The organism is Maribacter sp. TH_r10 (assembly GCF_033101095.1).
In the GTDB taxonomy this organism is placed as follows: domain Bacteria; phylum Bacteroidota; class Bacteroidia; order Flavobacteriales; family Flavobacteriaceae; genus Maribacter_A; species Maribacter_A luteus.
This window is the reverse complement of the sequence record NZ_JAWMPY010000012.1, coordinates 60,327-83,514: the sequence shown is the minus strand read 5'-3', so window position 1 is coordinate 83,514 and position 23,188 is coordinate 60,327. Positions and strand designations below refer to the sequence as shown.

At 39.5% G+C, this 23,188-nt stretch carries 23 protein-coding genes; 9 read left to right on the top strand and 14 right to left on the bottom strand.

What is annotated here, in order from left to right:
• Positions 1-2: 2 nt before the first annotated feature.
• On the bottom strand, positions 3-674 hold the full coding sequence (locus tag R3X28_RS18915; protein WP_317666425.1) for a hypothetical protein: 672 nt from the start codon (positions 672-674) through the stop codon (positions 3-5).
• 262 nt (positions 675-936) lie between these two features.
• Here R3X28_RS18915 and R3X28_RS18910 point away from each other — a divergent pair, with 262 nt between their 5' ends.
• Both R3X28_RS18910 and R3X28_RS18905 read left to right on the top strand, forming a co-directional pair.
• Positions 937-1,485, top strand: a complete 549-nt coding sequence (locus R3X28_RS18910; RefSeq protein ID WP_154367812.1) for a ClpP family protease — start codon at positions 937-939, stop codon at positions 1,483-1,485.
• Between the two features lie 261 nt (positions 1,486-1,746).
• Positions 1,747-3,087, top strand: a complete 1,341-nt coding sequence (locus tag R3X28_RS18905; protein ID WP_317666424.1) for an NAD(P)/FAD-dependent oxidoreductase — start codon at positions 1,747-1,749, stop codon at positions 3,085-3,087.
• Between the two features lie 53 nt (positions 3,088-3,140).
• Here R3X28_RS18905 and R3X28_RS18900 read toward each other — a convergent pair whose 3' ends face one another.
• Positions 3,141-3,920 (bottom strand): zinc ribbon domain-containing protein, encoded by a 780-nt coding sequence (locus tag R3X28_RS18900; protein WP_154367817.1) that lies wholly within the window; start codon positions 3,918-3,920, stop codon positions 3,141-3,143.
• A gap of 2 nt (positions 3,921-3,922) precedes the next feature.
• Entirely contained in the window at positions 3,923-5,017 is a 1,095-nt protein-coding gene (locus R3X28_RS18895; protein WP_317666422.1) for a Nif3-like dinuclear metal center hexameric protein, read from the bottom strand.
• A gap of 50 nt (positions 5,018-5,067) precedes the next feature.
• Here R3X28_RS18895 and lpxK point away from each other — a divergent pair, with 50 nt between their 5' ends.
• The gene (lpxK, locus tag R3X28_RS18890) at positions 5,068-6,066 is read left to right on the top strand and encodes a tetraacyldisaccharide 4'-kinase (RefSeq protein ID WP_317666421.1); all 999 of its coding nucleotides are present in this window, start codon (positions 5,068-5,070) and stop codon (positions 6,064-6,066) included.
• Here the strand turns inward: lpxK and R3X28_RS18885 are convergent.
• The 9 genes from R3X28_RS18885 to R3X28_RS18845 all read right to left on the bottom strand — a co-directional run bounded on the left by R3X28_RS18885 (position 6,056) and on the right by R3X28_RS18845 (position 14,934).
• A complete protein-coding gene (locus tag R3X28_RS18885) occupies positions 6,056-8,278 on the bottom strand; it encodes an ATP-binding protein (RefSeq protein WP_317666420.1) in 2,223 nt (740 codons plus the stop codon). The genes lpxK and R3X28_RS18885 overlap by 11 nt on opposite strands.
• Complete coding sequence (gene gap, locus R3X28_RS18880) at positions 8,275-9,285, bottom strand: type I glyceraldehyde-3-phosphate dehydrogenase (RefSeq protein ID WP_154367828.1); 1,011 nt, start codon at positions 9,283-9,285, stop codon at positions 8,275-8,277. Before gap ends, R3X28_RS18885 begins: the two co-directional genes overlap by 4 nt.
• Before the next feature lie 46 nt (positions 9,286-9,331).
• Positions 9,332-10,198 (bottom strand): lipoyl synthase, encoded by an 867-nt coding sequence (gene lipA / locus R3X28_RS18875; protein WP_154367830.1) that lies wholly within the window; start codon positions 10,196-10,198, stop codon positions 9,332-9,334.
• A 105-nt stretch (positions 10,199-10,303) separates the two neighbouring features.
• A complete protein-coding gene (locus R3X28_RS18870) occupies positions 10,304-10,864 on the bottom strand; it encodes a sigma-70 family RNA polymerase sigma factor (protein WP_317666417.1) in 561 nt (186 codons plus the stop codon).
• Positions 10,865-10,901: 37 nt separating this feature from the next.
• On the bottom strand, positions 10,902-11,111 hold the full coding sequence (locus tag R3X28_RS18865; protein WP_154367832.1) for a membrane or secreted protein: 210 nt from the start codon (positions 11,109-11,111) through the stop codon (positions 10,902-10,904).
• Between the two features lie 83 nt (positions 11,112-11,194).
• Positions 11,195-11,953 carry an anti-sigma factor gene (locus R3X28_RS18860; RefSeq protein ID WP_317666414.1) on the bottom strand — a complete coding sequence of 253 codons (759 nt, stop codon included), beginning with the start codon at positions 11,951-11,953 and terminating at the stop codon, positions 11,195-11,197.
• On the bottom strand, positions 11,953-12,516 hold the full coding sequence (locus R3X28_RS18855) for an RNA polymerase sigma factor (RefSeq protein WP_282057018.1): 564 nt from the start codon (positions 12,514-12,516) through the stop codon (positions 11,953-11,955). The genes R3X28_RS18860 and R3X28_RS18855 overlap by 1 nt, the downstream gene beginning before the upstream one ends.
• Positions 12,517-12,724: 208 nt before the next feature.
• Positions 12,725-13,741, bottom strand: a complete 1,017-nt coding sequence (murB, locus tag R3X28_RS18850; RefSeq protein ID WP_317666412.1) for a UDP-N-acetylmuramate dehydrogenase — start codon at positions 13,739-13,741, stop codon at positions 12,725-12,727.
• Positions 13,741-14,934, bottom strand: coding sequence for a pyridoxal phosphate-dependent aminotransferase (locus R3X28_RS18845; RefSeq protein ID WP_317666410.1), 1,194 nt, complete (start codon positions 14,932-14,934; stop codon positions 13,741-13,743). Before R3X28_RS18845 ends, murB begins: the two co-directional genes overlap by 1 nt.
• A gap of 208 nt (positions 14,935-15,142) precedes the next feature.
• Here R3X28_RS18845 and R3X28_RS18840 point away from each other — a divergent pair, with 208 nt between their 5' ends.
• Complete coding sequence (locus R3X28_RS18840) at positions 15,143-16,426, top strand: aspartyl protease family protein (protein WP_317666409.1); 1,284 nt, start codon at positions 15,143-15,145, stop codon at positions 16,424-16,426.
• Between the two features lie 47 nt (positions 16,427-16,473).
• On the opposite strand, the gene R3X28_RS18835 is transcribed toward R3X28_RS18840, so the two are convergent.
• Positions 16,474-16,863 (bottom strand): DUF1573 domain-containing protein, encoded by a 390-nt coding sequence (locus tag R3X28_RS18835; RefSeq protein WP_154367844.1) that lies wholly within the window; start codon positions 16,861-16,863, stop codon positions 16,474-16,476.
• A gap of 197 nt (positions 16,864-17,060) precedes the next feature.
• Here R3X28_RS18835 and R3X28_RS18830 point away from each other — a divergent pair, with 197 nt between their 5' ends.
• From R3X28_RS18830 to ppk2 (R3X28_RS18810), 5 genes are all read left to right on the top strand, one after another.
• A complete protein-coding gene (locus tag R3X28_RS18830) occupies positions 17,061-19,691 on the top strand; it encodes a valine--tRNA ligase (protein ID WP_317666407.1) in 2,631 nt (876 codons plus the stop codon).
• Positions 19,692-19,708: 17 nt separating this feature from the next.
• A complete protein-coding gene (locus R3X28_RS18825) occupies positions 19,709-20,323 on the top strand; it encodes a fumarylacetoacetate hydrolase family protein (RefSeq protein WP_317666406.1) in 615 nt (204 codons plus the stop codon).
• A gap of 74 nt (positions 20,324-20,397) precedes the next feature.
• Positions 20,398-20,985, top strand: coding sequence for a hypothetical protein (locus tag R3X28_RS18820; protein WP_317666404.1), 588 nt, complete (start codon positions 20,398-20,400; stop codon positions 20,983-20,985).
• A gap of 112 nt (positions 20,986-21,097) precedes the next feature.
• Positions 21,098-21,946, top strand: coding sequence for a polyphosphate kinase 2 (gene ppk2 / locus R3X28_RS18815; RefSeq protein WP_154367852.1), 849 nt, complete (start codon positions 21,098-21,100; stop codon positions 21,944-21,946).
• 1 nt (position 21,947) lies between these two features.
• Entirely contained in the window at positions 21,948-22,730 is a 783-nt protein-coding gene (ppk2, locus tag R3X28_RS18810) for a polyphosphate kinase 2 (protein ID WP_317666401.1), read from the top strand.
• A gap of 2 nt (positions 22,731-22,732) precedes the next feature.
• On the opposite strand, the gene R3X28_RS18805 is transcribed toward ppk2 (R3X28_RS18810), so the two are convergent.
• On the bottom strand, positions 22,733-23,182 hold the full coding sequence (locus tag R3X28_RS18805; RefSeq protein WP_246200187.1) for a doxx family protein: 450 nt from the start codon (positions 23,180-23,182) through the stop codon (positions 22,733-22,735).
• Positions 23,183-23,188 lie beyond the last annotated feature (6 nt).

The following is a 23,188-nucleotide window of genomic DNA, read 5'->3' as shown; positions in this document are numbered from 1 at the left end:
TCTTATTTTTGTTTCACTTCCAGCTTGGTGAAATACAGGGAGAACCCTTCGTCATTGGTATGGGTTTGTGCAATTTGCAGTCCGTCTTTTTCAATATAATCCTCCCATGTGGTTACCAAGGAAGCTTCCGGTTGGTTTTCTTTTCTAAATACCCATTCCTGTAAGCGATAGTCATCACCGAAGTAAAAGTCATAGGCATCGCCTGGGGTGTATCCGCCTTCAGTGCCATAAACGATCGTTAATCTGTGCATGGGTTTTTTACTGATCGGGGCTATTTCTTTTTCCTGATGGTCATAGGTGTAATTCCCTTTGTCCCAAACCAGGTTGAAAGGGGCCAATAACCAATACTTGTCATTGATGAACCCGCCGTTTATCTTGTTCGTAATGCTATCCAACTTTGACCTTTGATAGATAGTGGTATCATTTTGGGAGATAGCGGTTACTTTGTTGTCCTTGATATTCCATATCCAGCTCCGTTCAAAATGCGAGCTGTCACGATCTACATTGAAAGTAAAGTGCAGCTCCCCGATGTTTTTCCAATTTTGGAAACCATGCGCATTTGCGATTTTTTCAACAAGGCTATAAGTTTTTTCCTCTTTGGGTAGGGTTTCCTTTTTTTCTGTTTTACATCCAATAAGAAGAAGGCCTAATAGAACGAGCTTGATAATTTTCATGGTTTGCGGGTTTGTTCAAATATAATGGAATCGTTTCAATAAAGGAATAAGTGGATTGGACAAAATGGAAGCTTTTAAAGCGGTTGTCGAAAGCATTGGTATCGGTTTGTTTTTATTATGGTCGATGGCCAAACCAGGACCAGGGTAGGAAGGAGGTATAAGGAAAAGGTGTGTATTGGCTTTTTTTTAATACAATTCGATAACCGTGATATCTGTTTATTTTTAATAAATTGCTTAGTTTTGGGTTCTTAAATTATACAAGATGAGTTCTAAAAAGGGAAAAGTACAGGAAGCAATAGATGAAAAGTTATTGGAAGAACGCAAGGTTTTTCTTTGGGGCATGGTCGATGATGATTCCGCCAAGCACGTAATCGATCGTTTGTTGTATTTGGATATGCAGAATAATAAAGAAATCCAGTTGTTCATCAACAGCCCAGGAGGATATGTTACTTCCGGTTTTGCGATGTACGATACCATAAAATCATTAAAAAGTCCTGTGTCCACGATTTGCACGGGTCTTGCTGCTTCAATGGGCTCTATTTTACTCTCTGTGGGTAAAAAGGGAAGACGTTTTATACAGCCCCATGCCCAGGTAATGATCCATCAGCCTAGTGGAGGTGCACGTGGGCAAGCCTCGAATATAGAGATTCAGGCAAAAGAGATTATTAAGACCAAAGAGTTGAGTGCAAAGATTTTGGCCGATAATTGTGATCAGGATTACGATAAGGTATTAAAGGATTTTGATCGTGATTATTGGATGAACGCCGAAGAGTCAATAGCTTACGGTATCGTTGACGGAATTCTGGAATAGAAATTTAAATTTCATCATTTCCGGATAAAGGAAAAAGTCCTTCACAATCGAATTGTGAAGGACTTTTTTTTGTGATATATATAGACGCCGAAGCGGATAGTACCATATATACGCAGAAAATGGGTGTTTTGGATGTTTTTAAAAGGTTTTATTGTCATTTACGTAATCATTCCCATGTTTATCAGTGGCTTTGATGATTATCTGATTGAAGTTATTTTTATTAAATTTACAAGCTAACCCTTAGTTTTTTCCATAAATATAATGAAGCAAACTCCAAAGAACATTGCCATAGTAGGATCTGGGCTGGTAGGTTCCCTATTGGCCATATATTTAAGAAAATATGGACATACGGTTACCGTATTCGATCGCCGTCCCGATATTAGGACCATAGTGTTTTCAGGTCGTTCCATTAACTTGGCGATGAGCAATAGGGGATGGAAAGCCTTATCGGAGATTGGTATAGAGGATGAGATCAAGAAAATTGCGATTCCTTTGGATAAAAGGGCAATGCATGTAGTAGGGAAACCTATGTATTTTCAAAAATACGGAAAGGAAGGGGAGGCTATCTGGTCTATTTCCAGGGGTGTGCTGAACCGTCGTATGATCGATTTGGCTGAAGAGTCGGGAGTTACCTTTAAGTTCGAGGAAAAGGTCTGGGATGTAGATTTGCCCGAAGCTAAATTATATACAGGGGAAACCGAGAAAGGGGAGTGGCAAGAATATAAGTTTGATCTGATCTTTGGTTGTGATGGGGCGTTTTCCAGGGTTCGCCATAAAATGCAACGTCGAAGCCGATTCGATTATTCCCAGGATTTTATAGATGTAGGCTATAAGGAGTTGACCATTCCCGCAAATGCCGATGGTACGCACAAATTGGATGCCCATTCTTTTCATATTTGGCCGCGTGGTAAGTATATGTTCATTGCCATGCCCAATTTAGATGGTAGTTTTACCTGTACCTTGTTCATGCCCTTCGAAGGGGAGGTTTCGTTTGAAAGTATCAAGACCAAGGAAGAGGCCAAGAATTTCTTTGAGACCAATTTTCCTAGCGTGAATCATGAAATAGAGGATTTAACGACCGATTTTTTTAAAAATCCGACCAGCGCCATGGTAACCATGAAGTGTTATCCTTGGACCTACTGGGACAAAGTTGCCTTGGTCGGCGATTCGGCCCATGCCGTGGTTCCTTTTTACGGACAAGGAATGAACGCAGGGTTTGAGGATATATATGCCCTGAATGGGATTATAGAAAAATATGGTGATGATTGGGAGGCTATTTTCCAAGCTTATCAAAAAGAACGTAAACCGAATGCAGATGCCATCGCCGAACTGAGTTATCGCAATTTTATAGAAATGAGCAGTAAAACGGCAGATCCCCGATTTTTGCTGCAAAAAAAGATTGAGAAGAGGTTCGCCGAAAAACATCCTGAAAAGTGGGTTCCTTTATATTCGAGGGTAACATTCTCGGATAGACCTTATGCCGAGGCTTTGGCCATTGGTGACGAACAGGAAAAAATTATGGAACACATTATGGGACTTCCCGATATTGAAGAAAAATGGGACAGTGCGGAAGTAGAGTCTAAGATTTTAGGAATGTTATAATATAAAAAAAGGCCATCTGATCAGATGGCCTTTTTTTTACTGTAAAGGTATTGTTAGATCTTGGCGAACAATTTTTCCATTTTTTCCATCTCTTCCTCAGCCAATACGGGATCAACTAGGATTCTTCCACTATGTTCGTCGGTAATGATTTTTTTACGGGAAGCGATTTCTACCTGAACCTGAGGCGGAATGGTAAAGAAAGAACCTCCTGAAGCCCCTCTTTCGATAGGAACAACGGCAAGTCCGTTTTTAACATTGTTTCTGATTCTTGCATAGGCTTTCACCAATCTTTCCTCGATTTGCTCTTGGTATTCCAAAGATTTGTTCAAAAGTGCTTTTTCTTCTTTTTCGGTTTCTGCCAAAATAGCGTCCAACTCACTTTTCTTGTGTTTTAAATGAGCTTCACGCTCACTCAATTTTTCTTTAGTACCGGAGATAACTTCTTTTTTCTGCTCTATCTGGGCCTTGAACTCTTTAATATTCTTTTCGGCAAGTTGTATTTCCAATTCCTGGAACTCAAGTTCTTTACTGATGGAATTGAATTCCCTGCTGTTACGAACATTTTTTTGTTGCTCAGTATATTTCTTGATCAATGCTTTGGATTCATCAATCAAATTCTTCTTTGCGGTAATTTCGAAGTTTATCGTCTCAACATCGGTCTTTAGCTTGTCCAGTCTGGTTTTTAAACCAAGAACATCATCTTCCAAATCCTCAACCTCTAAGGGTAGCTCACCCCTTACATTGCGTATTTCGTCAACTCTAGAATCGATTAATTGCAAATCATATAATGCCCTTAGCTTCTCTTCTACGGTTACTTCACCTTTTTTTGCCATACTTATAAATACTTGATTGGATTCGTTTTACTTTCCGATAAACGGACTGCAAAATTAGGAATTTTTTTCGTAAGATAATCAACTAAAAGATTTTTTGTAAACTGTTCGGTTTCAAAGTGTCCAATATCCGCGATGACCATGCTGTCCTCAGCCTCGAAAAATTGATGGTATTTTACATCCGCAGTAATAAAAAGGTCTGCTCCTGCCGCTTTGGCGGCTTTTATGGCAAAAGCACCACTGCCTCCCAAGACTGCCACTTTTTCAATATTCTTGTCCAGTAATGCAGAGTGGCGTATACCCTTGGCATGCATTCTTTCTTTAACCAAGTTAAGAAAATCGATTTCTTTCATGGGTTTGTTAAGTGAGCCGATCATACCCATACCAATGTCTTGATTGGTATTCTCCAAGGTCAAAACTTCATATGCGACTTCTTCATAGGGATGGTTTTTGAACAAAGCGTTCATTACTTTTTTCTCTACGGATGAGGTAAAGGTAATATTGATTTGCATTTCTTCCTCAAAGTGGGTCTTGCCGATATCCCCTTTAGTTGGGGTGGCATTTTCATTGGCTTTGTAAGACCCGATTCCTTTTGTGGTGAAGCTGCAATTGCTATAGTTGCCTATAGTACCTGCACCGGCGTTGTACAAAGCATTTTTTAAATCTTCCACTGCCTCTAAAGGAGCATATGTCGTTAGTTTTTTAATCGTATTTTTTTGGGGTATGAGGATTTTCGGTTCCATGATTCCGAGTATCTCACATATTTTTGCATTTACACCATCTACACTATTATCGAGAGCGGTGTGCATGCTGTAGATTGCTATTTTGTGCTGTATGGCTTTGATAACGACCCGTTGCACGTATGTGTCCCCGGAAAGTTTTTTGAGTCCACTGAAAATAATGGGATGAAAACTAACGATCAAATTACAATTATGGGCAATAGCCTCGTCAACGACATTTTCAAGCGTATCCAAAGTAACAAGGATTCCCGAAACTTCCTGATTGCCATCGCCGACCAATAGTCCCACATTGTCAAAATCCTCGGCATGGGCCAAAGGAGCCAATTCTTCCAATATTCCTGTTACTTCTTTTACGATCATTTTCTGTTTTTATAAGGTTATCAAAGATAAAATATTATAATTTCGTTCTAATGCAACTGCTCAGAAAAATAGCTTTTCCCGTTTCTTTGGTTTATGCCCTTGTGGTATATGTACGTAATGTACTGTACGACATAGGTTTTTTTAAAAGTAGGTCTTTTAAGACCCCGACAATTTGCGTTGGTAACCTCAGTGTTGGTGGTACGGGAAAAACACCCATGATCGAATATTTGGTCAAAAACCTGAAAGATTCCTATAAGGTTGCCGTATTGAGTAGGGGATACGGGCGAAAATCAAATGGGTTCGTGCAGGCTACTGTACAGAGTGCCGTCGAGGAAATCGGGGATGAGCCTTTTCAAATCTTGAATAAGTTTTCAGAAATTACGGTTGCCGTTGATGGGGATAGATGCAATGGTATTTTAAATCTGGAACAGTCGGTTGGTCCCGATGTAATCCTTTTGGATGATGCCTTTCAACACCGAAAGGTAAAACCGACTTTTTCAATATTGCTAACTGCGTATGATAATTTGTATGCCAAGGATTGGTATTTGCCAACAGGGAATTTGAGGGATGCAAAAAAAGAGTCTCGCCGTGCCCATATGATTGTTGTGACCAAATGCCCCGGAAACCTGACTGGGGATGACCAGCACAAAATTAAAAAGTTACTTCATCCAAAGACCGATCAAAAAGTACTGTTCAGTACCCTGCAATATGACGAAGAACTCAAAAGTACAACCGGCCATAAGAATTTGGGAGATTTGAAGGGAAGGGAGGTTACCTTGGTTACAGGTATTGCCAACCCGAAACCTTTAATGGTGTATTTGAAAAATAAAGGGTTGGATCTTGAGCATATGGAATATAGGGACCATCATTTTTTCAGCAATTCAGAAATTGAACTGTTCAACTCCAGATCATTGGTCTTGACCACGGAGAAGGATTTTGCCAGGTTAAAGGGCAAGGTCAAGAATTTATATTACATACGGGTGAAACACGTATTTCTGGATGAAGGTGCTACCTTATTGAATACTGCCATAGAAGGCGTTATGCAATAGGCTTGGGGTTTTCTTGTTTGCCAAAAATATTTTCCCCGATTTTTTGATAGAAAATCTCTGGTTTAAAAGGTTTGGTAACCACATCGTTACAGCCAGCTGCGAAAAAGCTTTCCAAACTATCGTCCAATGAAATGGCTGTAAGGGCAATAATCGGAGTGGTCTTATCGAATTTACGAATCTCTATAGTTGCTTCATCGCCACTTATGCCAGGCATATGGATATCCATTAAGATGGCATCATACGTATTTTTTTGGGCTAGTTCTATGGCTTCTGTCCCATTGTTGGCAATATCGGCAGTAATCTCTTTTTTGGACAGCATTTTTTTGGTGATGACCTGGTTTATCTTGTTGTCCTCAACGATCATTATATGTAGCCCTTTGAAGTCATATTCTTGTTGAGCTATTTCAAAAGGTATATCATCAATGATATTGTCCTTGCTTTTTAATTTTAATTCGAAGAAGAAAGCACTACCTTCTCCCAATTCACTCGTCAATTTGATTTTACTGTCAAATAGTCCCAAGAGACTTTTTACAATAGTAAGACCAAGGCCGGTACCACCATATTCCCTGTTGATTTGTATAGATCCTTGTTCAAATCCTTCAAAGATTTTTTCTTGTTGTTCATGGGATATACCGATACCATTGTCCCTGACTTCAAAATATAAGGTAACATCTTCCTCTTCTTTATGTACCAATTGGGCTTGTACCGAGACTTCACCGTTTTTAGTGAATTTCAGGGCATTTCCGATCAGGTTCATAAAAACTTGGGAAAGCTTTAAAGGATCGCTCATTAAATGGGAAGGAATACTTTCATCATAATCCAAGATAAGCTTGGTGTTATTTCCTTTAGCGCTTTGTTGAAGGGAATCTATAACTTCTTTTAAAAGTCTTTTAAGATTGAACTCCATGATCAAAGGCTCTAACTTATCGGCATCTATTTTGTTGATATGAAGAATGTCATTGATGAAATTGAGTAGGTAGTCCCCCGAAAATTTCAAAGCTTTTAGATGTTCTATTTGGTTTTCATTTGGGTTTTCCTCCAATAGTAAGTGGGTAAGACCTGTAACTGCATAAAGTGGTGTCCTTAATTCGTGACTAACAGTGGATAGGAAATTGGTCTTAGCTTCCATGGCGCTTACGGCCTCGTCCCTAGCAGCTTGTAATTCACTGTTTTTAGTATGTAAAAGATCGTTGGTCTTTAGTTTTATCTGATTATTTCTGTACAGGGAAACTGCAAGCAGGGATATGATTATTAAAAATCCGGAGGTTAAAATGGCCGTTATCTCGGATCTGTTCGCTGATTTACCCAGTTCTTCTATGAGATTGTCCTGTCGTTTTATTTCATTGGCCATGTTTTCGCTATGGATCTCGTCTGCCGTTTTTGTGATGAGGTTCAATTTCTCCAAACTAAAAAGAGAATCTTTGGCCGTATAAAGATTGCGGGTAGCTATTAAGGCCTTTTCATAGTTTCCTTCTTCTTCATTGGCTTCAGCTAGTAATTTATTTCCGTCTACGATCTCGACGGCAAAACCATATTGGTTGGCCAATTGTAGGGCACTGTGGGCATTTTTAATGGCTTCTTCATAATTCCTGGTCCTTAGTTTGGTTTCTGCAAGTCCCAAATAGGCCCTGGTAGTAAGATATTGCTTTTCATAAATATCGGTGTTCACAATCAAAGAATTGAAATTCTTGGCAGCACTTTCGTATTTATCCAGATTTAAATAAATCTCACCTTCTGTAAGTAATAGGTTATTGAAAAAATTTCGGTCATTGCTCAGTTGTCTTGCTTCGTTAAGCATGAAAATGGCCTGGAAATTCTGATTCTCCCTAAAAAGGAGAATGGCTTCTATGTATTTATAATAAGCATCCCCATAAGGGTATTGTACTTCGCCCAATAGTACTTTTGCGCGGTCCCAGTAGTATTTGGTGGTATTGACCTTATCTAATTTTAAATAGGTCAGGGCAAACATGTTGTAACTGTCTATCAGTTGTTTTACATCTTTGTTCTCCTCAGCCAAAAGGGCTGCCTTGTCCAAGGATTCAAGTGCAAGGTCTATTTTGTTTTGGTTTCTATAGGTCCTTGCCTCATTAAAATGGACTTCCACATCATCGAGAATTTCATTCTTTTGCGTAAACCCATTCACCGAAATAGAGAAAACAACCAAAAACATGGCTATATTCTTACGTAATGTATTTGTTATCTTTAGATTCAAACGTATCTTTTTTCTATCAATAAGTTGATTACGTCAATAATTCTACTACTGTATCCGGTTTCATTGTCGTACCAACCAATAATCTTTACCATTTTTCCTATTACGGATGTCATCATAGAATCAAACGTACAAGAGTAAGAAGTATTGTTTATGTCAACCGATACTATCGGGTCTTCTGTATAAAAAAGTATATTTTTTAATTCATTCAGAGCCACCTCCTTAAAAGTAGTATTAATTTCTTGGATTGTGGTCTCTCTTTTAACATTGAATGTTATGTCGGTCAAAGAGTTGTTCGGAACCGGTACGCGAATGCCACACCCCCCGATTACATTGGCCAAATCGGGGAAAATCCTTGTTAAGGCCTTGGCTGCGCCTGTAGTTGTAGGGATAATGGATTGTGAAGCTGCCCGAGCCCTTCTTAGGTCATTGTGGGGCTGGTCATGCAAACTTTGGTCAGTTGTATAGGAGTGTATGGTGGTAATATAAGCCTGTTCAATTCCACATAGATCCTTGATTACCTTGATCATGGGAGCGGCATTATTCGTGGTACAAGAGGCATTGGATATAATGTCGTCCTCTGGTCCAATGGAACCTTCATTGACCCCAAATACGATCATTTTTATTGTCTCTTCGAGTGGGGGAACCGAAAGTATAACCTTTTTTGCCCCATTGTTCAAATGATGTTGTAGCGTTTCCCTTGTTTTGAATTTACCACTGCATTCTATAACTATATCCACTTTGTGGTCGGACCATGGTATGTTTTGGGGAGACATGGCATTGGATAAATGTATTTTTTTGCCCTTAACAATGATATTTTCCGTGTCATGTGATATTTCGTTACTCCAAACACCATGAATACTGTCGTATTTAAGTAGATGGGACAGGGTTCTTGCATTTGCCAGATCGTTAATGGCAACAACATTCAGGTGCGGGTGTTCGTTCAGTAATCTAAATAGGGTACGGCCAATTCTACCGAACCCGTTTATACCGATATTAACTTTTTTCATAGGAATGGTCCTATTTTATTACGTGGGCCTAAAAGGTCTACGCCTATTAATGTATGTGCTTGTGTGCCTTATAGGATGAGCGTACCAATGCCCCGCTTTCAACATGTCTGAAGCCCATTTTTAGTCCGGCTTCTTCATATTTCTTAAACTGTTCAGGTAATATGAATTCCTGAACGGGCAAATGTTTTTTTGTAGGTTGTAGATATTGTCCAATGGTAAGGACATCTACCTTGGCATCCCTTAGGTCTTCCATGGTCTCAAAGACCTCTTCTTCGAGTTCCCCGAGCCCTAACATTATTCCCGATTTGGTTCGGTTAACCCCTTGGTCATGTAAATATCTCAATACAGCCAAACTTCTTTCGTACTTGGCCTGTATACGTACTTCCCTAGTTAGTCTTTTTACGGTTTCCATGTTGTGTGATACCACTTCGGGTGCTACTTCGACAATACGGTCCAAGTGCCTTTCAATGCCTTGAAAATCGGGTATAAGTGTCTCTAAGGTGGTTTGTGGGCTTGTTCTTCTAATGGCTTTTACCGTTTCTGCCCAGATTATGGATCCCATATCCTTAAGGTCATCACGGTCAACTGAGGTTATTACCGCGTGTTTTATTTCCATTAATTTAATAGATCTCGCAACTTTTTCGGGCTCGGCCCAATCAACCGCTGAAGGTCGACCGGTCTGTACACCACAAAAGCCACATGAGCGCGTACATATATTACCCAATATCATGAAGGTAGCGGTGCCTTCACCCCAGCATTCCCCCATATTTGGACAACTGCCCGAGGTGCAAATGGTATTCAGTTCATATTTATCTACCAAACCCCTTAATTGGGTGTATTTTTTCCCTGTTGGTAATTTTACGCGCAGCCATTTTGGCTTGCCTGCTGGAGGTATAACACTGTCTACGGACATAATTCAATTTTCTACAAATATACGAACAAAATAATGTACCGTCCATCCACAAAAAAGTAATGAAATCCTTATAAATAAAGGCGTTTTGATAGGAGGTACGGTAGTTTATTTCTTTTTTTTAATGATTTCGGCAAGCAATTTTTTGGCCCTCAACAACTTCACCTTTATGTTATTAATGGGTTCATTCAGTTCAGTGGCTATGGCAGCATAGCTTAACTCATGAAAATAGCGAAGGTTGATTACTTCTTGGTAATGCGGTTTTAATTTTTTGATGTTCTGCAATAGGGTGGCCAAATTCTGTTCAATTATAAGGTTGTCCTCAGCAGTAGGGGCATCGTCCAATACTTTGGAAATCGCATCATTGTTGGATCCACTTTCCAAGACGTTTCTTTTTCTTTTTCGGACCAAGTCAACATGAATGTTCTTGGAAATCGTAATCAACCAAGTCTTGAACTTGTAAGACTCGTCATAGGTGTCGATTTTATCAAAGGCTTTTGAAAAGGTCTGTATGGTAATGTCCTCGGCATCATTTTCGTTTTCAGTGCGTTTAAGTTGAAAGCCGTAAACATCGTTCCAAAAAGTATCCAATAATTTACTGAAGGCCATTTGGTTGCCCATTTTCGCCTTGTGTATGGTAACAAGTAAGGTGTCTTCAGTATTATTCACATCAGAACAGGAATATATACCCTTTGGTTGGGGTGTTTTAGTGTAGTTCGGCAGCGGCTTCTTTCTCGCAATCCCGCTCACCAGGTAATTTACCGCACATGCCACATGCTTCCCCATCTTTGTTCAGGAAAGGACTTTGGCTTGCACATGTTCCGGCAAAACGCCCATTTTTCTTAGACCATATTTTAATGGCAATACCTGCAAAGGCTACTGCTAAAAGACCAATTGTCAAAAGAATCAGTTTCATATTGAAATTTTGTACAAAGATATAAAAATAAAGCCCTAACAATAAAGTTAGGGCTCAGTAAAATATGGTGTATTTTTAAGATGCTAATAATCTATTTTCGCAACGATGTTCTCCACAGTCGGGGTTTGGTTGCCACCTTTTTGCTCAATAGTAATATAACTCACGGCCTTGTCGGCATAGGGCAGGGCAAGTAATTTTTCTTTACCTGCTGCTTCATCAATGATACCCAGATTGATCATTTCACCATTGACCTCGGCCCACATTTGAAAACTTTGATTGTCCGAAATATGCGGAAGTTTCTTTACATTGATATAAGATAACTTTTTTACCGGATTAATATAGGCAACAGCTTTTAAATCCTTGGCGTTGTTGTTGCCTTTTACATTGTACCTTTTGGTCTGTGGGTTGTTCAATACAATGAATTGGTTACGAACATCTTCCAATTCGAGTCTCATATCCTCTTTCAGGGTTTCGATCTTGTTGTTCACAATGATATTCTCTTCTTGTAGGCTTTGGTTTTGGTTCCAAAGGAAATAAGAAGCTCCTGCGAACATGATAGCGGCAAAACTGGCCGCCATGGCATACCTGAAGAATTTTCTTCTACTTGCGTTTTCAGATTTGATACGGGCCATTATCTTGTTTCTTAAACCATCTGGGGTTTTAATGGCGTGTAACTTGGCATAAATCTCCAAGTTGTCCTGGAGTTCATTGTACGTGTCCCTAACTTCAGGGTACATGGCCAAGTACCGTTCTACTTGTAAGGATTCCTGATCATTGGTTGTTCCCAATAAATACTTTTCAAGTAAATCGGAATCTAGGAATATTTTTATCTTTTCTTTCATTACATCAGATTTAGAAGGAGTACCAGCATCATCGAAGGGCCGTAGATTTTCTTTAATTCCCTGAGGCCGATCTTTAATCTTGATTTTATGGTCCCTAAGGGAATATTCAGTTCGTCACTGGCTTCCTGTTGGGTCATTCCTTCGAAAAATAGGGCTTCGAGTACAATTTGGTACTTTTCCTCTATTTTGTCCAAGTTCTCGCGAACATCCATAAATTCAGGCTTGATGCTATCAACACCTAAATTATATACGTCAGAAACATCCATTTGGATTTCCTTATCCGTTTTTGTGTTCACACTACGCAATTTGTCAATGGCCGTATTTCTGGTAATCCTGAACAACCAAGTAAACAATTTTGCCTTTGAGGCGTCATAAGAATCTGATTTTTTCCAGATTTTCACAAAGCTTTCCTGTAACACGTCTTGGGCCAATTCTTCATCCCGGACCACTTTTTTAGCTACACCGTACAAGGTATCCCCATAATGTTCGTACAGGAGCGAAATGGCCTTTTCGTCCCGTTCTTGCAGTAATTCAACAATATGCTTTTCCAGAAGTGCGCTCATGTATTCGTTTGGCTTCGAAAAAAATTATGCCCTCGTCATCCAATCAAACGATTGTTACCGTATATCCTTTAAACGCTAATTTATAAAATTGATTGTTATGGCTAGCGTTATCTTAAAGTTTTAATTATATAGATGTACAATTGGTACTTGTACATTTTATTTTTGGTTAGTTTGGTTTGGTATAGCCCCTGTTATTCTTTAGCAGGGGTTATTTTATTATATTGACTTCCGGACTTATACGAATACCATAGGCTTCGAAAACGGCATCAATGATCTTATGAGCCAATCCTATAATTTCCTGACCGGTTGCATTGCCATAATTCACCAATACCAAAGCTTGGTTCTTGTGTACCCCAGCATCCGCGAATCGTTTTCCTTTAAATCCGCATTGTTCTATTAACCAACCTGCAGGCACCTTATAGGTTCCATCGGATATTTTGTAATATTTGGCTTCGGGATGTTCGTTAATGAAAATATCGAATTCCTTTTTTGAAAGTATGGGGTTTTTGAAGAAACTACCACTATTTCCCAATACTTTGGGGTCTGGTAATTTACTTTCCCTAATGGCCACGACGGCTTTTGATATGTCCTGGATCGTAGGGTTGTTGATCTCCCACGCCGCCAACTGGGATTCTATGGCACCGTAAGAGGTATTCAGTTCATGGTTCTTTTTGGTCAGTTTTAAAATGACCGAGGTTATGATGTACTTGTTCTTTCCTTCATTTTTGAAATAGGACTCCCTATATCCAAATTGGCAATCTTCCTTGGTGAAGACCTTAATGCTTTGGTCATTTATCGCCATGGTCTCGCAACTAACAAAGGTGTCTTTGAGTTCTATGCCATAGGCCCCGATATTTTGAATGGGAGCGGTACCTATTCGTCCCGGTATCAAGGATAAATTTTCAAGTCCACCGTAATCTTGCTCTAAACACCAAAGAACGGTGTCGTGCCACTCTTCACCACCCATGACCTTAAGGTAGACATGTTCGTCGTCTTCCTTTAGTATTTCCTTGCCTTTGATGTTCATATGTAAAACAAGGGCATCTATATCTTTGGTAATCAACATATTGCTTCCCCCACTGATTATGAACAGGTCTGGGTGTATTTCTGATTGAAGGGCTTTTTTTAGGTTCGCTATTGAACTGATTTCAATAAAAAACCTGGCCTTGGCGTCAATACCGAAGGTGTTATATGGTTTTAGGGAAATATTCTCTTGGACGTTCATTATTGGTCCTTATAAACTTTTAATGCTTCCTTTAAAATGTATACGGCCCTTTTTAGGCTTTCCTTGTCCAGGACATAGGCTATTCGTATTTGGTTTTTGCCCAGACCTTCCGAGGCGTAAAAACCTGCGGCAGGCGCCACCATGACCGTTTCCCCATTGACCCTGAATTCTTCCAACAACCATTGTGCGAAATGATCGGAATCTTTTATGGGAAGTTCGGCAATACAGTAAAAGGCCCCATGTGGATGACCGATTTTGATGCCGTCTATTTGTTGTAATTCCGAAATGAGAAGGTTTCTCCGGGATACATATTCAGTTTTTACATCATCAAAATAACTTTGTGGTGTTTCCAAGGCTGCTTCACTTGCGATTTGCGCATAAGTAGGAGGTGATAAACGGGCCTGGGCGAATTTAAGGGCCGTTTTTATTATTTCCTTGTTTTTGCTTACCAGACAACCGATCCGGGCACCGCACATACTATATCTTTTGGAAACCGAATCGACGATTATGGCATGATCTTCCATTCCCTGTTCTTGAAGTATGGAATAATGTTCCTTTCCATCATAGGTGAATTCCCTGTAAACTTCGTCCGCAATTAGGTAGAGGTCATGTTTTTTGGCAATGGCGGATAATTTTTTTATTTCTTCCCGTGTGTATAAATAGCCAGTGGGGTTTCCGGGATTGCAAATGAGGATGCCTTTTGTTTTCGGTGTAATGAGTTTCTCGAATTCATCAATAAGGGGAAGGGCAAAATTATTTTCGATTTGGGAAACCACAGGGACTACCTTAATTCCCATTGCGGTCGCAAATCCGTTATAATTCGCATAAAAAGGTTCCGGGATTATTATTTCATCATCCGTATCGGCAATACTGCCCATTGTGAAGGATAGTGCCTCGGATCCACCGGTTGTAACTATAATATCTTGTGCGGATACGTTTATTTCATTTTTCAAGTAATAGGAAGCCAGTTTTTCACGATAAACCTCCGAACCTTCGGTCCTGCTGTATTCCAATACCGAAAGCGTATTGTTCTTTACCGCATCCAGAGCTATTTGAGGGGTTTTGATATCGGGTTGACCAATATTTAAATGGATCACCTTAGCTCCTCCCTTTTTTGCCTTTTCGGCATAAGGGACTAATTTGCGAATAGGTGATTCGGGCATTGAAAACCCTTTTTTCGAAATAGATGGCATATGCTCTTAATTTTAAACAAAAATGAGAAATCATTGTCTACAATACAACCGTACCACGGTTTATTTCACTTGTTTTTAAAATGTTAAATAACAGGGTTTTATGGTATTTTTTGTGTAAATTGAAGGGCAACCATAAGAGGTTGAGGTTGTTATGAGGGGTTTTAGGTCTTTTTTTTGGATTTTGTTGCTCATTTTTCCAGTTTTGGGAATGGGCCAGACCTTTGAATTGCCCGAAGGCAAGAAATTCCAAAAAATAAAATTCCAACTGGTCAATAACTTGATTATTCTGCCTATTGAGGTGAATGGGACCGAACTTTCCTTTATGTTGGATAGTGGGGTGAACCAGCCTATTCTTTTTAACATAACCGATCAAGACTCCATTCAGATCAATAATGTTTCCGAAATAAAGATCAGGGGATTGGGAGAGGGTGAATCGATCAAAGCCTTGAGTTCACGGGGCAATACCTTCACTTTAAAAAATATTGAGAACCGAAAACAATTACTTTATGTGGTCATTGATAAAAGCCTGAATTTTTCAACGAGTTTGGGAATCCCCGTACATGGTATTATCGGGTACGATCTATTTCGGGATTTTGTGGTAGACATTAATTATGCCACAAGGACCATGAAATTTTATGACCCAAAGTTTTATACGTACAAAAAGGATAAAAGGTCTGAGACCTTGCCTATGACCATTCACAGGAGAAAAGCCTATCTAGATGCCAATGTTTTGGTCGATGATGTGGATGATATTCCAGTGCACCTCTTGATTGATACTGGGAGTACGGATGCCATATGGCTGTTTGAGGATGATGAAATCGGTATACCAGAAGCCCACTATGATGATTTTTTAGGTAAAGGATTAAGTGGAAATATTTTCGGTAAGCGTACAAAGGTAAACAGCATTCAAATAGGTAGTTTTATCCTTAAGGATGCCAAAGCGGCATTCCCTGATACCCGTTCGTTCGCATCGATTAAAAATTTTGGAAATAGGAACGGTAGTATAGGGGGTGAAGTGTTGAAACGGTTCAATATTGTTTTTGATTACCCCAACCGGAAAGTAACTTTAAGAAAGAACAATATGTTCAAATCACCCTTCCATTATAATTTAAGCGGTATTACCTTACAGCATGATGGAGTTCGTATGGTGTCCCAGCGCCTATCAAGTGGTCATGGGGTGGTTAAAAGCGATGATTCTTCGTTCGGCAATGTGCAGATTTTGTTTCAGGACCGTACGCGATTAAGTTTGGTCCCCGAAATTATAGTTTCGGGAATTAGGGCCGGTAGCCCGGCCGAAACTGCAGGATTGAAGGAAGGCGATGTTATACTTGCTGTAAATGGCAAGAGCGTTCATAAATATAAAATCCAGGAAATAATTCAAATGCTCGATGAAAAAAAAGGAAAAAGGATAAAGGTGCTGATAGAAAGGTATAATCGGGATCTTTTGTTTTCTTTCGTCCTAGAGGATTTGTTCAAGCATAAAAAACCCTGATTACGAAAATATCCGTAATCAGGGTATATATCAAGAAATAGGTTAAACTATTTAGTTCCTGTGGCTTTTATCTCTCCTTTGATCTTTAAGACCTTTGTTGGCGTTTCCGCATTTGAGATAACGGTAATGGCTTTTCTGATAGGACCTACACGGTTCGTATCGTACTTCACTTGGATTTCTCCGGTTTTGCCTGGTAAAATAGGTCCGTCCGGTTTTTTTGGAATTGTACATCCGCAGCTAGAACTGACCTTGCTTATGATAAGAGGTGCATCTCCTGTGTTCGTGAATTCGAACACGCGTACCCCATCACTGCCTTTGGTTATTTGACCGTAGTCAACAGTTTCGGATTTAAACTCGATTTTCGCTTTGGTTTCTTGGGCGGTTAGGCTAAATCCTAATAGTCCTACAAATAATACAAGTACTATTTTTTTCATCATTAAATATTTAGGGTGAATTTCAAAATTAATCTTTTTAAATGAACGTCCAAAATTGTTTTTGTTATGTAATAACGTTACTTATTTTTGTTTCGTATTTATAATTGGGCCAAAAACCCTTTAAAAAATGCAATTTAACATATCTTTTCGGTTTATTTTTGCATACCGATTTAATCATTTTACAAAAACTGTTCCAAAAAATGGATATTCCTTCTAAATATGAGCCTCAAAAGGTAGAGAATCACTGGTATGATTACTGGATGAACCATAACTATTTTCATTCAACACCGGATGATCGCGAACCTTATAGTATCGTAATTCCGCCACCAAATGTTACCGGAATACTGCATATGGGCCATATGCTCAACAATACCATACAAGATGTATTGATCCGTAGGGCCCGTTTGCAGGGCAAAAATGCCTGTTGGGTACCGGGTACCGATCATGCCTCTATCGCTACGGAAGCAAAAGTTGTGGCCAAACTTAAAGAGCATGGAATAAATAAAGCCGATCTTACTAGGGAGGAATTTTTAAAACATGCTTGGGATTGGACGCATGAATATGGAGGGGTTATCCTTGAGCAATTGAAGAAATTGGGGTGTTCCTGTGATTGGGACCGTACGGCTTTTACCATGGACGAAACCATGTCTGCCTCGGTCATCAAGGTATTTGTTGATCTGTTCAATAAGGGGTTGATTTATAGGGGGTACCGTATGGTGAATTGGGATCCCGAGGCACAAACCACCTTATCGGATGAGGAAGTGATCTATGAGGAAAAACAAGGGCTTTTATATTATTTGTCCTATCCTATAGAAGGCTCTGATGAAAAAGTGACCATAGCCACCACCCGTCCTGAAACCATCTTGGGCGATACGGCAATCTGTATTAATCCGAACGATGAAAGGTATGCCCATTTAAAAGGCAAGAAAGCCATAGTTCCTATCTGTAATAGGGCCATTCCGATAATCGAGGATGAGTATGTTGATATCGAATTTGGTACAGGGTGCTTAAAAGTAACTCCGGCCCATGATATCAATGACAAGGCCTTGGGTGAGAAGCACGATTTAGAGACCATAGATATTTTCAATGCGGATGCCACTATGAACAGTTTTGGGATGCATTACCAGGGTAAAGATCGTTTTGTGGTTCGTAAGGAAATAAAAAAAGAACTTGAAGAAAAAGGGTTTTTGGTCAAAACCGAAAACTACGTTAACAAAGTAGGTACTTCGGAAAGGACCAAGGCTGTTATTGAACCGAGATTGTCAGAACAATGGTTCCTGAAAATGGAAGATTTGGTAAAACCGGCCATTAAATCTGTGTTAGAGACCGATGAAATCAATTTTTTTCCTAAAAAATTCGAGAATACCTATCGCCACTGGATGGAGAACATCAGGGATTGGAACATCTCAAGGCAATTATGGTGGGGACAGCAGATCCCGGCTTATTACTTTGGCGATGGACAAAACGATTTTGTTGTAGCGGAATCTAAAGAAGAAGCTTTGGAAATGGCCAAGAAAAAGTGCGGTGATACCTCATTGGTCTTAGAAAATTTAAGACAGGATGCCGATGTGGTCGATACCTGGTTTTCTTCGTGGTTGTGGCCCATGACCGTATTCAACGGAATCTTGGAACCAGAGAATGAGGATATCAAATACTATTACCCTACAAGTGATCTCGTCACCGGACCGGATATTATTTTCTTCTGGGTGGCTCGTATGATTATCGCAGGATATGAATATCGCGATGAAAAACCTTTTGAAAATGTTTATTTCACTGGTATTGTCCGTGATAAGCAAAGACGTAAGATGTCCAAATCCTTGGGTAATTCACCAGATGCCTTGAAGTTGATTGAAAATTATGGCGCGGATGGGGTTCGTGTCGGACTTTTGCTGAGTTCAGCTGCCGGGAACGATTTGTTGTTTGACGAGGATCTATGCCAACAAGGAAAGAATTTCGCCAATAAGATATGGAATGGCTTTAGGTTGGTAAAAGGTTGGGAGGTTAAAGATTTACCCCAGCCCGAAGCCTCTAAACTGGGAATAGAGTGGTACAAGGCTAAATTCAACCAGACCCTTGCAGAAATTGAAGATCATTTTAGTAAGTATCGTATATCCGATGCTTTAATGGCGATTTACAAGTTGATCTGGGACGATTATAGTTCTTGGCTATTGGAAATTATTAAACCTGCCTATCAACAACCTATAGATAAGACATCCTTTGATGAGGTAATAGGTATTTTTGAGAATAACCTTAAATTATTGCATCCCTTTATGCCTTTCTTGACAGAAGAGGTGTGGCAACACATTGCGGAGCGTACTCCTGAAGAGGCTTTGGTAGTTGCGCAATGGCCAAAAATGGATAAAGTAGATGAAGTATTGATCAGGCAATTCGAATTTGCATCTGAGGTTATTTCCGGTATTCGTACCGTTCGGAAAGAAAAGAACATTCCCATGAAAGAAAGTTTGGAACTTTTGGTGCTTAATACTGAAAATGACAAAGGGAAGTGGGATGCGGTTATTAAAAAATTGACCAATGTTTCCGATATTTCCTATGTTGATGCCGCTGTAGAAGGGGCACTTACTTTTAGGGTAAAAAGTAATGAATATTTTATACCTATCAGTGGAGCTGTTGATATCGAAGCGGAAATAAATAAGATCGAAGAGGAATTGAAATATACCGAAGGCTTTTTAAAATCCGTTCAAAAGAAATTATCCAATGAACGTTTCGTAAATAATGCCCCGGAAAATGTCATAGCCATTGAGCGTAAGAAACAGGCCGATGCAGAGGCTAAAATAGCAACCTTGCAAAAGAGTTTGGCAAGTTTAAAATAGTAAACTATATAAAGATTATGAAAATAGTAGCAATAGGTAAGAACTATGTAAATAATTTGAGTGAATTGCCCGAAGGAGAGGTAATTCCAATGATTTTCACAAAACCAGACTCATCACTTTTGGAAAATGATGAGGATTTGGAGTTGCCGGTTTTTTCAAATGATGTTTGGTATGAGGTAGAGTTGGCCTTTAGAATTGGAAAGACCTGCAAAAATGCTACGGTTGAAAATGCGCTGTCCTTTGTAGATGCCGTTGCATTATCAAATGATCTAACTGCCAAGGATGTTTTAAAGAAAAGCCGGGAACCCAATAAAGGGCCATGGGCACTGGCAAAAGGTTTTGATGGGGCAACACCAATTTCGAAATTTTTGCCAATTACCCAATTTCCCGATGTACAGAACATCAATTTCTCAATGACCGTAAACGGTGTTGAGACCCAGAAAGGTAATAGTCGCCTTATGATTACAAGTGTGGCAAAAATGATTGCTTATGTATCTGGAATAATGACCTTGAACCCTGGTGACGTACTATTGTCGGGCACACCGGCCAAAGGTGCTGGTCAGGTAAATTCCGGTGATGAAATGGTAGGTTATTTGGAAGGGCAAAAAATGTTCACGACCAAAGTAAAATAAGGGATATAGGATTTTTAAATCTTTAATTACAGATTTTAGGGACAGATTATTATCTTTAAGAAAAACATTTTCTTATGATAAAATTTGTCCCTTTTATTTTTTCTTTGATTTCTGTTGGGATTTTTGCCCAGAAAAAGGTAGAAATTCTACCCAATGAAATACAAATACAGACCGCTGTGCTCCCTGCTCCGGAAGAAGATAGGGATGCTGCCATGGTATATGGTTATAATGAATCGGGTGAAATGGTCGTATTACGGGAAGGGACGAACAACCTTGTTTGTATCGGGGATGACCCCAATAAAGAAGGAATAAGTGTATCCTGTTACTCTAAAAAGCTAGAGCCCTTTATGGCACGTGGCAGGGAACTAACGGTCGAAGGTAAGAACACCAAGGAAAAACGAGAGATTCGCGGAGCGGAGGTTGCTTCAGGTAAAATACCGATGCCCAAAGCGCCCAGTATGACATATATTTATTTTGGTAAGGAAGAAAATTATGACAAAACCACCGGATTGCTCAAAGATGGGCAGTTCAGGTATGTGATCTATACACCTTTTGCCACGCCTGAAGAAACCGGATTGCCCATAAAGCCACATGCGAAAGGAATGCCTTGGCTAATGGATCCTGGTACACATAGGGCCCATATTATGATCGGCCCTTTTTAGTTAGCCCGTCTCAACCTCGTTTTATAAACTATTTATCATTTGTCCGAACATGAATTTGGGTAAACCCTTGATTTGCCCAATTTCGTATTTTTAGAAAATAATATTACCATACATGAAATTTACAGCAGAAGATTTGCACTCGGCCAAAACAAGAAAGGATCTAGTGGCCATTGCCAAAAAGAAGAACGTTAATATAGATAATGTTGTCAGGAATCTGAAGTACGAAATAGAATTGAGTAAGCTGCAAAGTGAACTGGTGAACCTTCAACAGTACATCACCGAGAATCAATTAAGGGTAGCTGTCCTTTTTGAAGGTCGCGACGCCGCAGGTAAAGGAGGTTCCATCAAACGGTTCAGGGAGCATTTGAACCCTAGGTCCTCTCGTGTCGTGGCACTTTCTAAACCTACGGATAATGAAAGGGGACAATGGTATTTCCGAAGGTATATAAAAGAATTGCCCAACCCCGGTGAAATAGTTTTTTTTGATCGTAGTTGGTACAATAGGGCCGTTGTTGAGCCGGTCATGGGCTTTTGTAATAAAGAACAATACAACCAGTTCATGGTGCAGGTTCCTGAATTTGAACATATGTTGTACGAGGATGGTGTTATCATCATTAAGTTTTGGTTCTCTATCTCTAAAGAAGTTCAAAGCAAAAGATTCAATGCTAGGTTAAAAAACCCATTAAAACAATGGAAGTTCAGTCCAGTGGATAAAATGGGGCAACAACTATGGGACAAATACACCTATTATAAAGAACAAATGTTCACCAAGACCCATACTAATTTTTCTCCTTGGATAATCGTGAAGACTAACGATAAGAAAACGGCAAGATTGGAGAGTATGCGTTATTTATTGTCGCATTTCGACTATTCCGACAAGGAAGATATCTCTAATTTAATACAGCCAGACCCGAACGTTATCGTGCGTTATTATAGAAATGCCAAACAAATCGATATTTAACATGAAGGAAGTAAAAGATATAACCCTGACCAAAGACGATTTGGAATTACTTAATTCCAAACTAGGTTTAAGATGTTTGTTTGCAAACAAGAAAATCGATTTGGAGAAAGCCTTGATCGACATAAAATATGAATTACGCTTAAGGGAGCAACAGGCCGAACTTGTAAAGCTTCAGGCATGGGCCATAGAGAACAAAAAAAAGATCGTGATTATTTTCGAGGGTAGGGATGCTGCTGGTAAAGGGGGTGCTATTCGTAGGATGGCCGCCCATATCAATCCAAGATATTATAGAATAGTCGCTTTGAACAAACCCACGGAAGATGAGGAAGGCCAATGGTATTTTCAGCGGTATGTGAATAAGTTGCCAAAACCGGGTAAAATCGTGTTCTTTGATCGTAGTTGGTACAATAGGGCGGTTGTGGAACCTGTAAATGGATTTTGTACAGAAGAACAGTACAATAGGTTCATGAGTCAGGTTAATGATTTTGAAAAGATGATCATTGAATCGAACACTTATTTGATCAAGTTTTATTTTTCCATCTCCAAGGAAGAACAGGAAAAACGTTTTGAGGATATTCGTAAAAGTGATTTAAAAAGGTGGAAATTGTCCGCTGTAGATGAGAAGGCCCAGGATTTATGGGATGAGTATACGCGATACAAGCAGATAATGCTGAAAGACACGAATACAGAACATGCACCTTGGGTAAGAATTGAAGCCGATAAGAAAACCGAGGCAAGACTAAAAGCCATTGATCATGTTTTAAATGTGATACCTTATAAGTAATGTCACATCATTTCCTTTTGGGTAATAACACTGGCTTCCTTTGTTTTTTCCTCTTTGAGCAATACAGCCAAAGCAGCCAAAATAACTATGTTTTTAGCGATATACTGTCCAAGGAGCGTAAGTTGGAAGTAGTTGTTCTTAAACACTTCCGATGGAAAAAAGAGCCAAGGGGTGAATGTTAGGGTGATATGGATTATCGCGGCCCAGTAAATCATTCTTTTGTAGACGTTGAGGATAAGTAATATACCAATGGTGATCTCCCAAAAAGCCAATAGGAGGATGGTTATATCGGAAGGAATAAGTCCGAAAGTCAGTTCATGTATGGTGGTTTTTGCCAAGTCTTCGGCCGGACTGATATCCGGAAAAAATTTTAAAGCCCCAAACCATAGGTAAACAATACCAATAGCGATAGGCATCATATTTTTTTTGATGAATATGTACGTTACTTTCATTTTGGT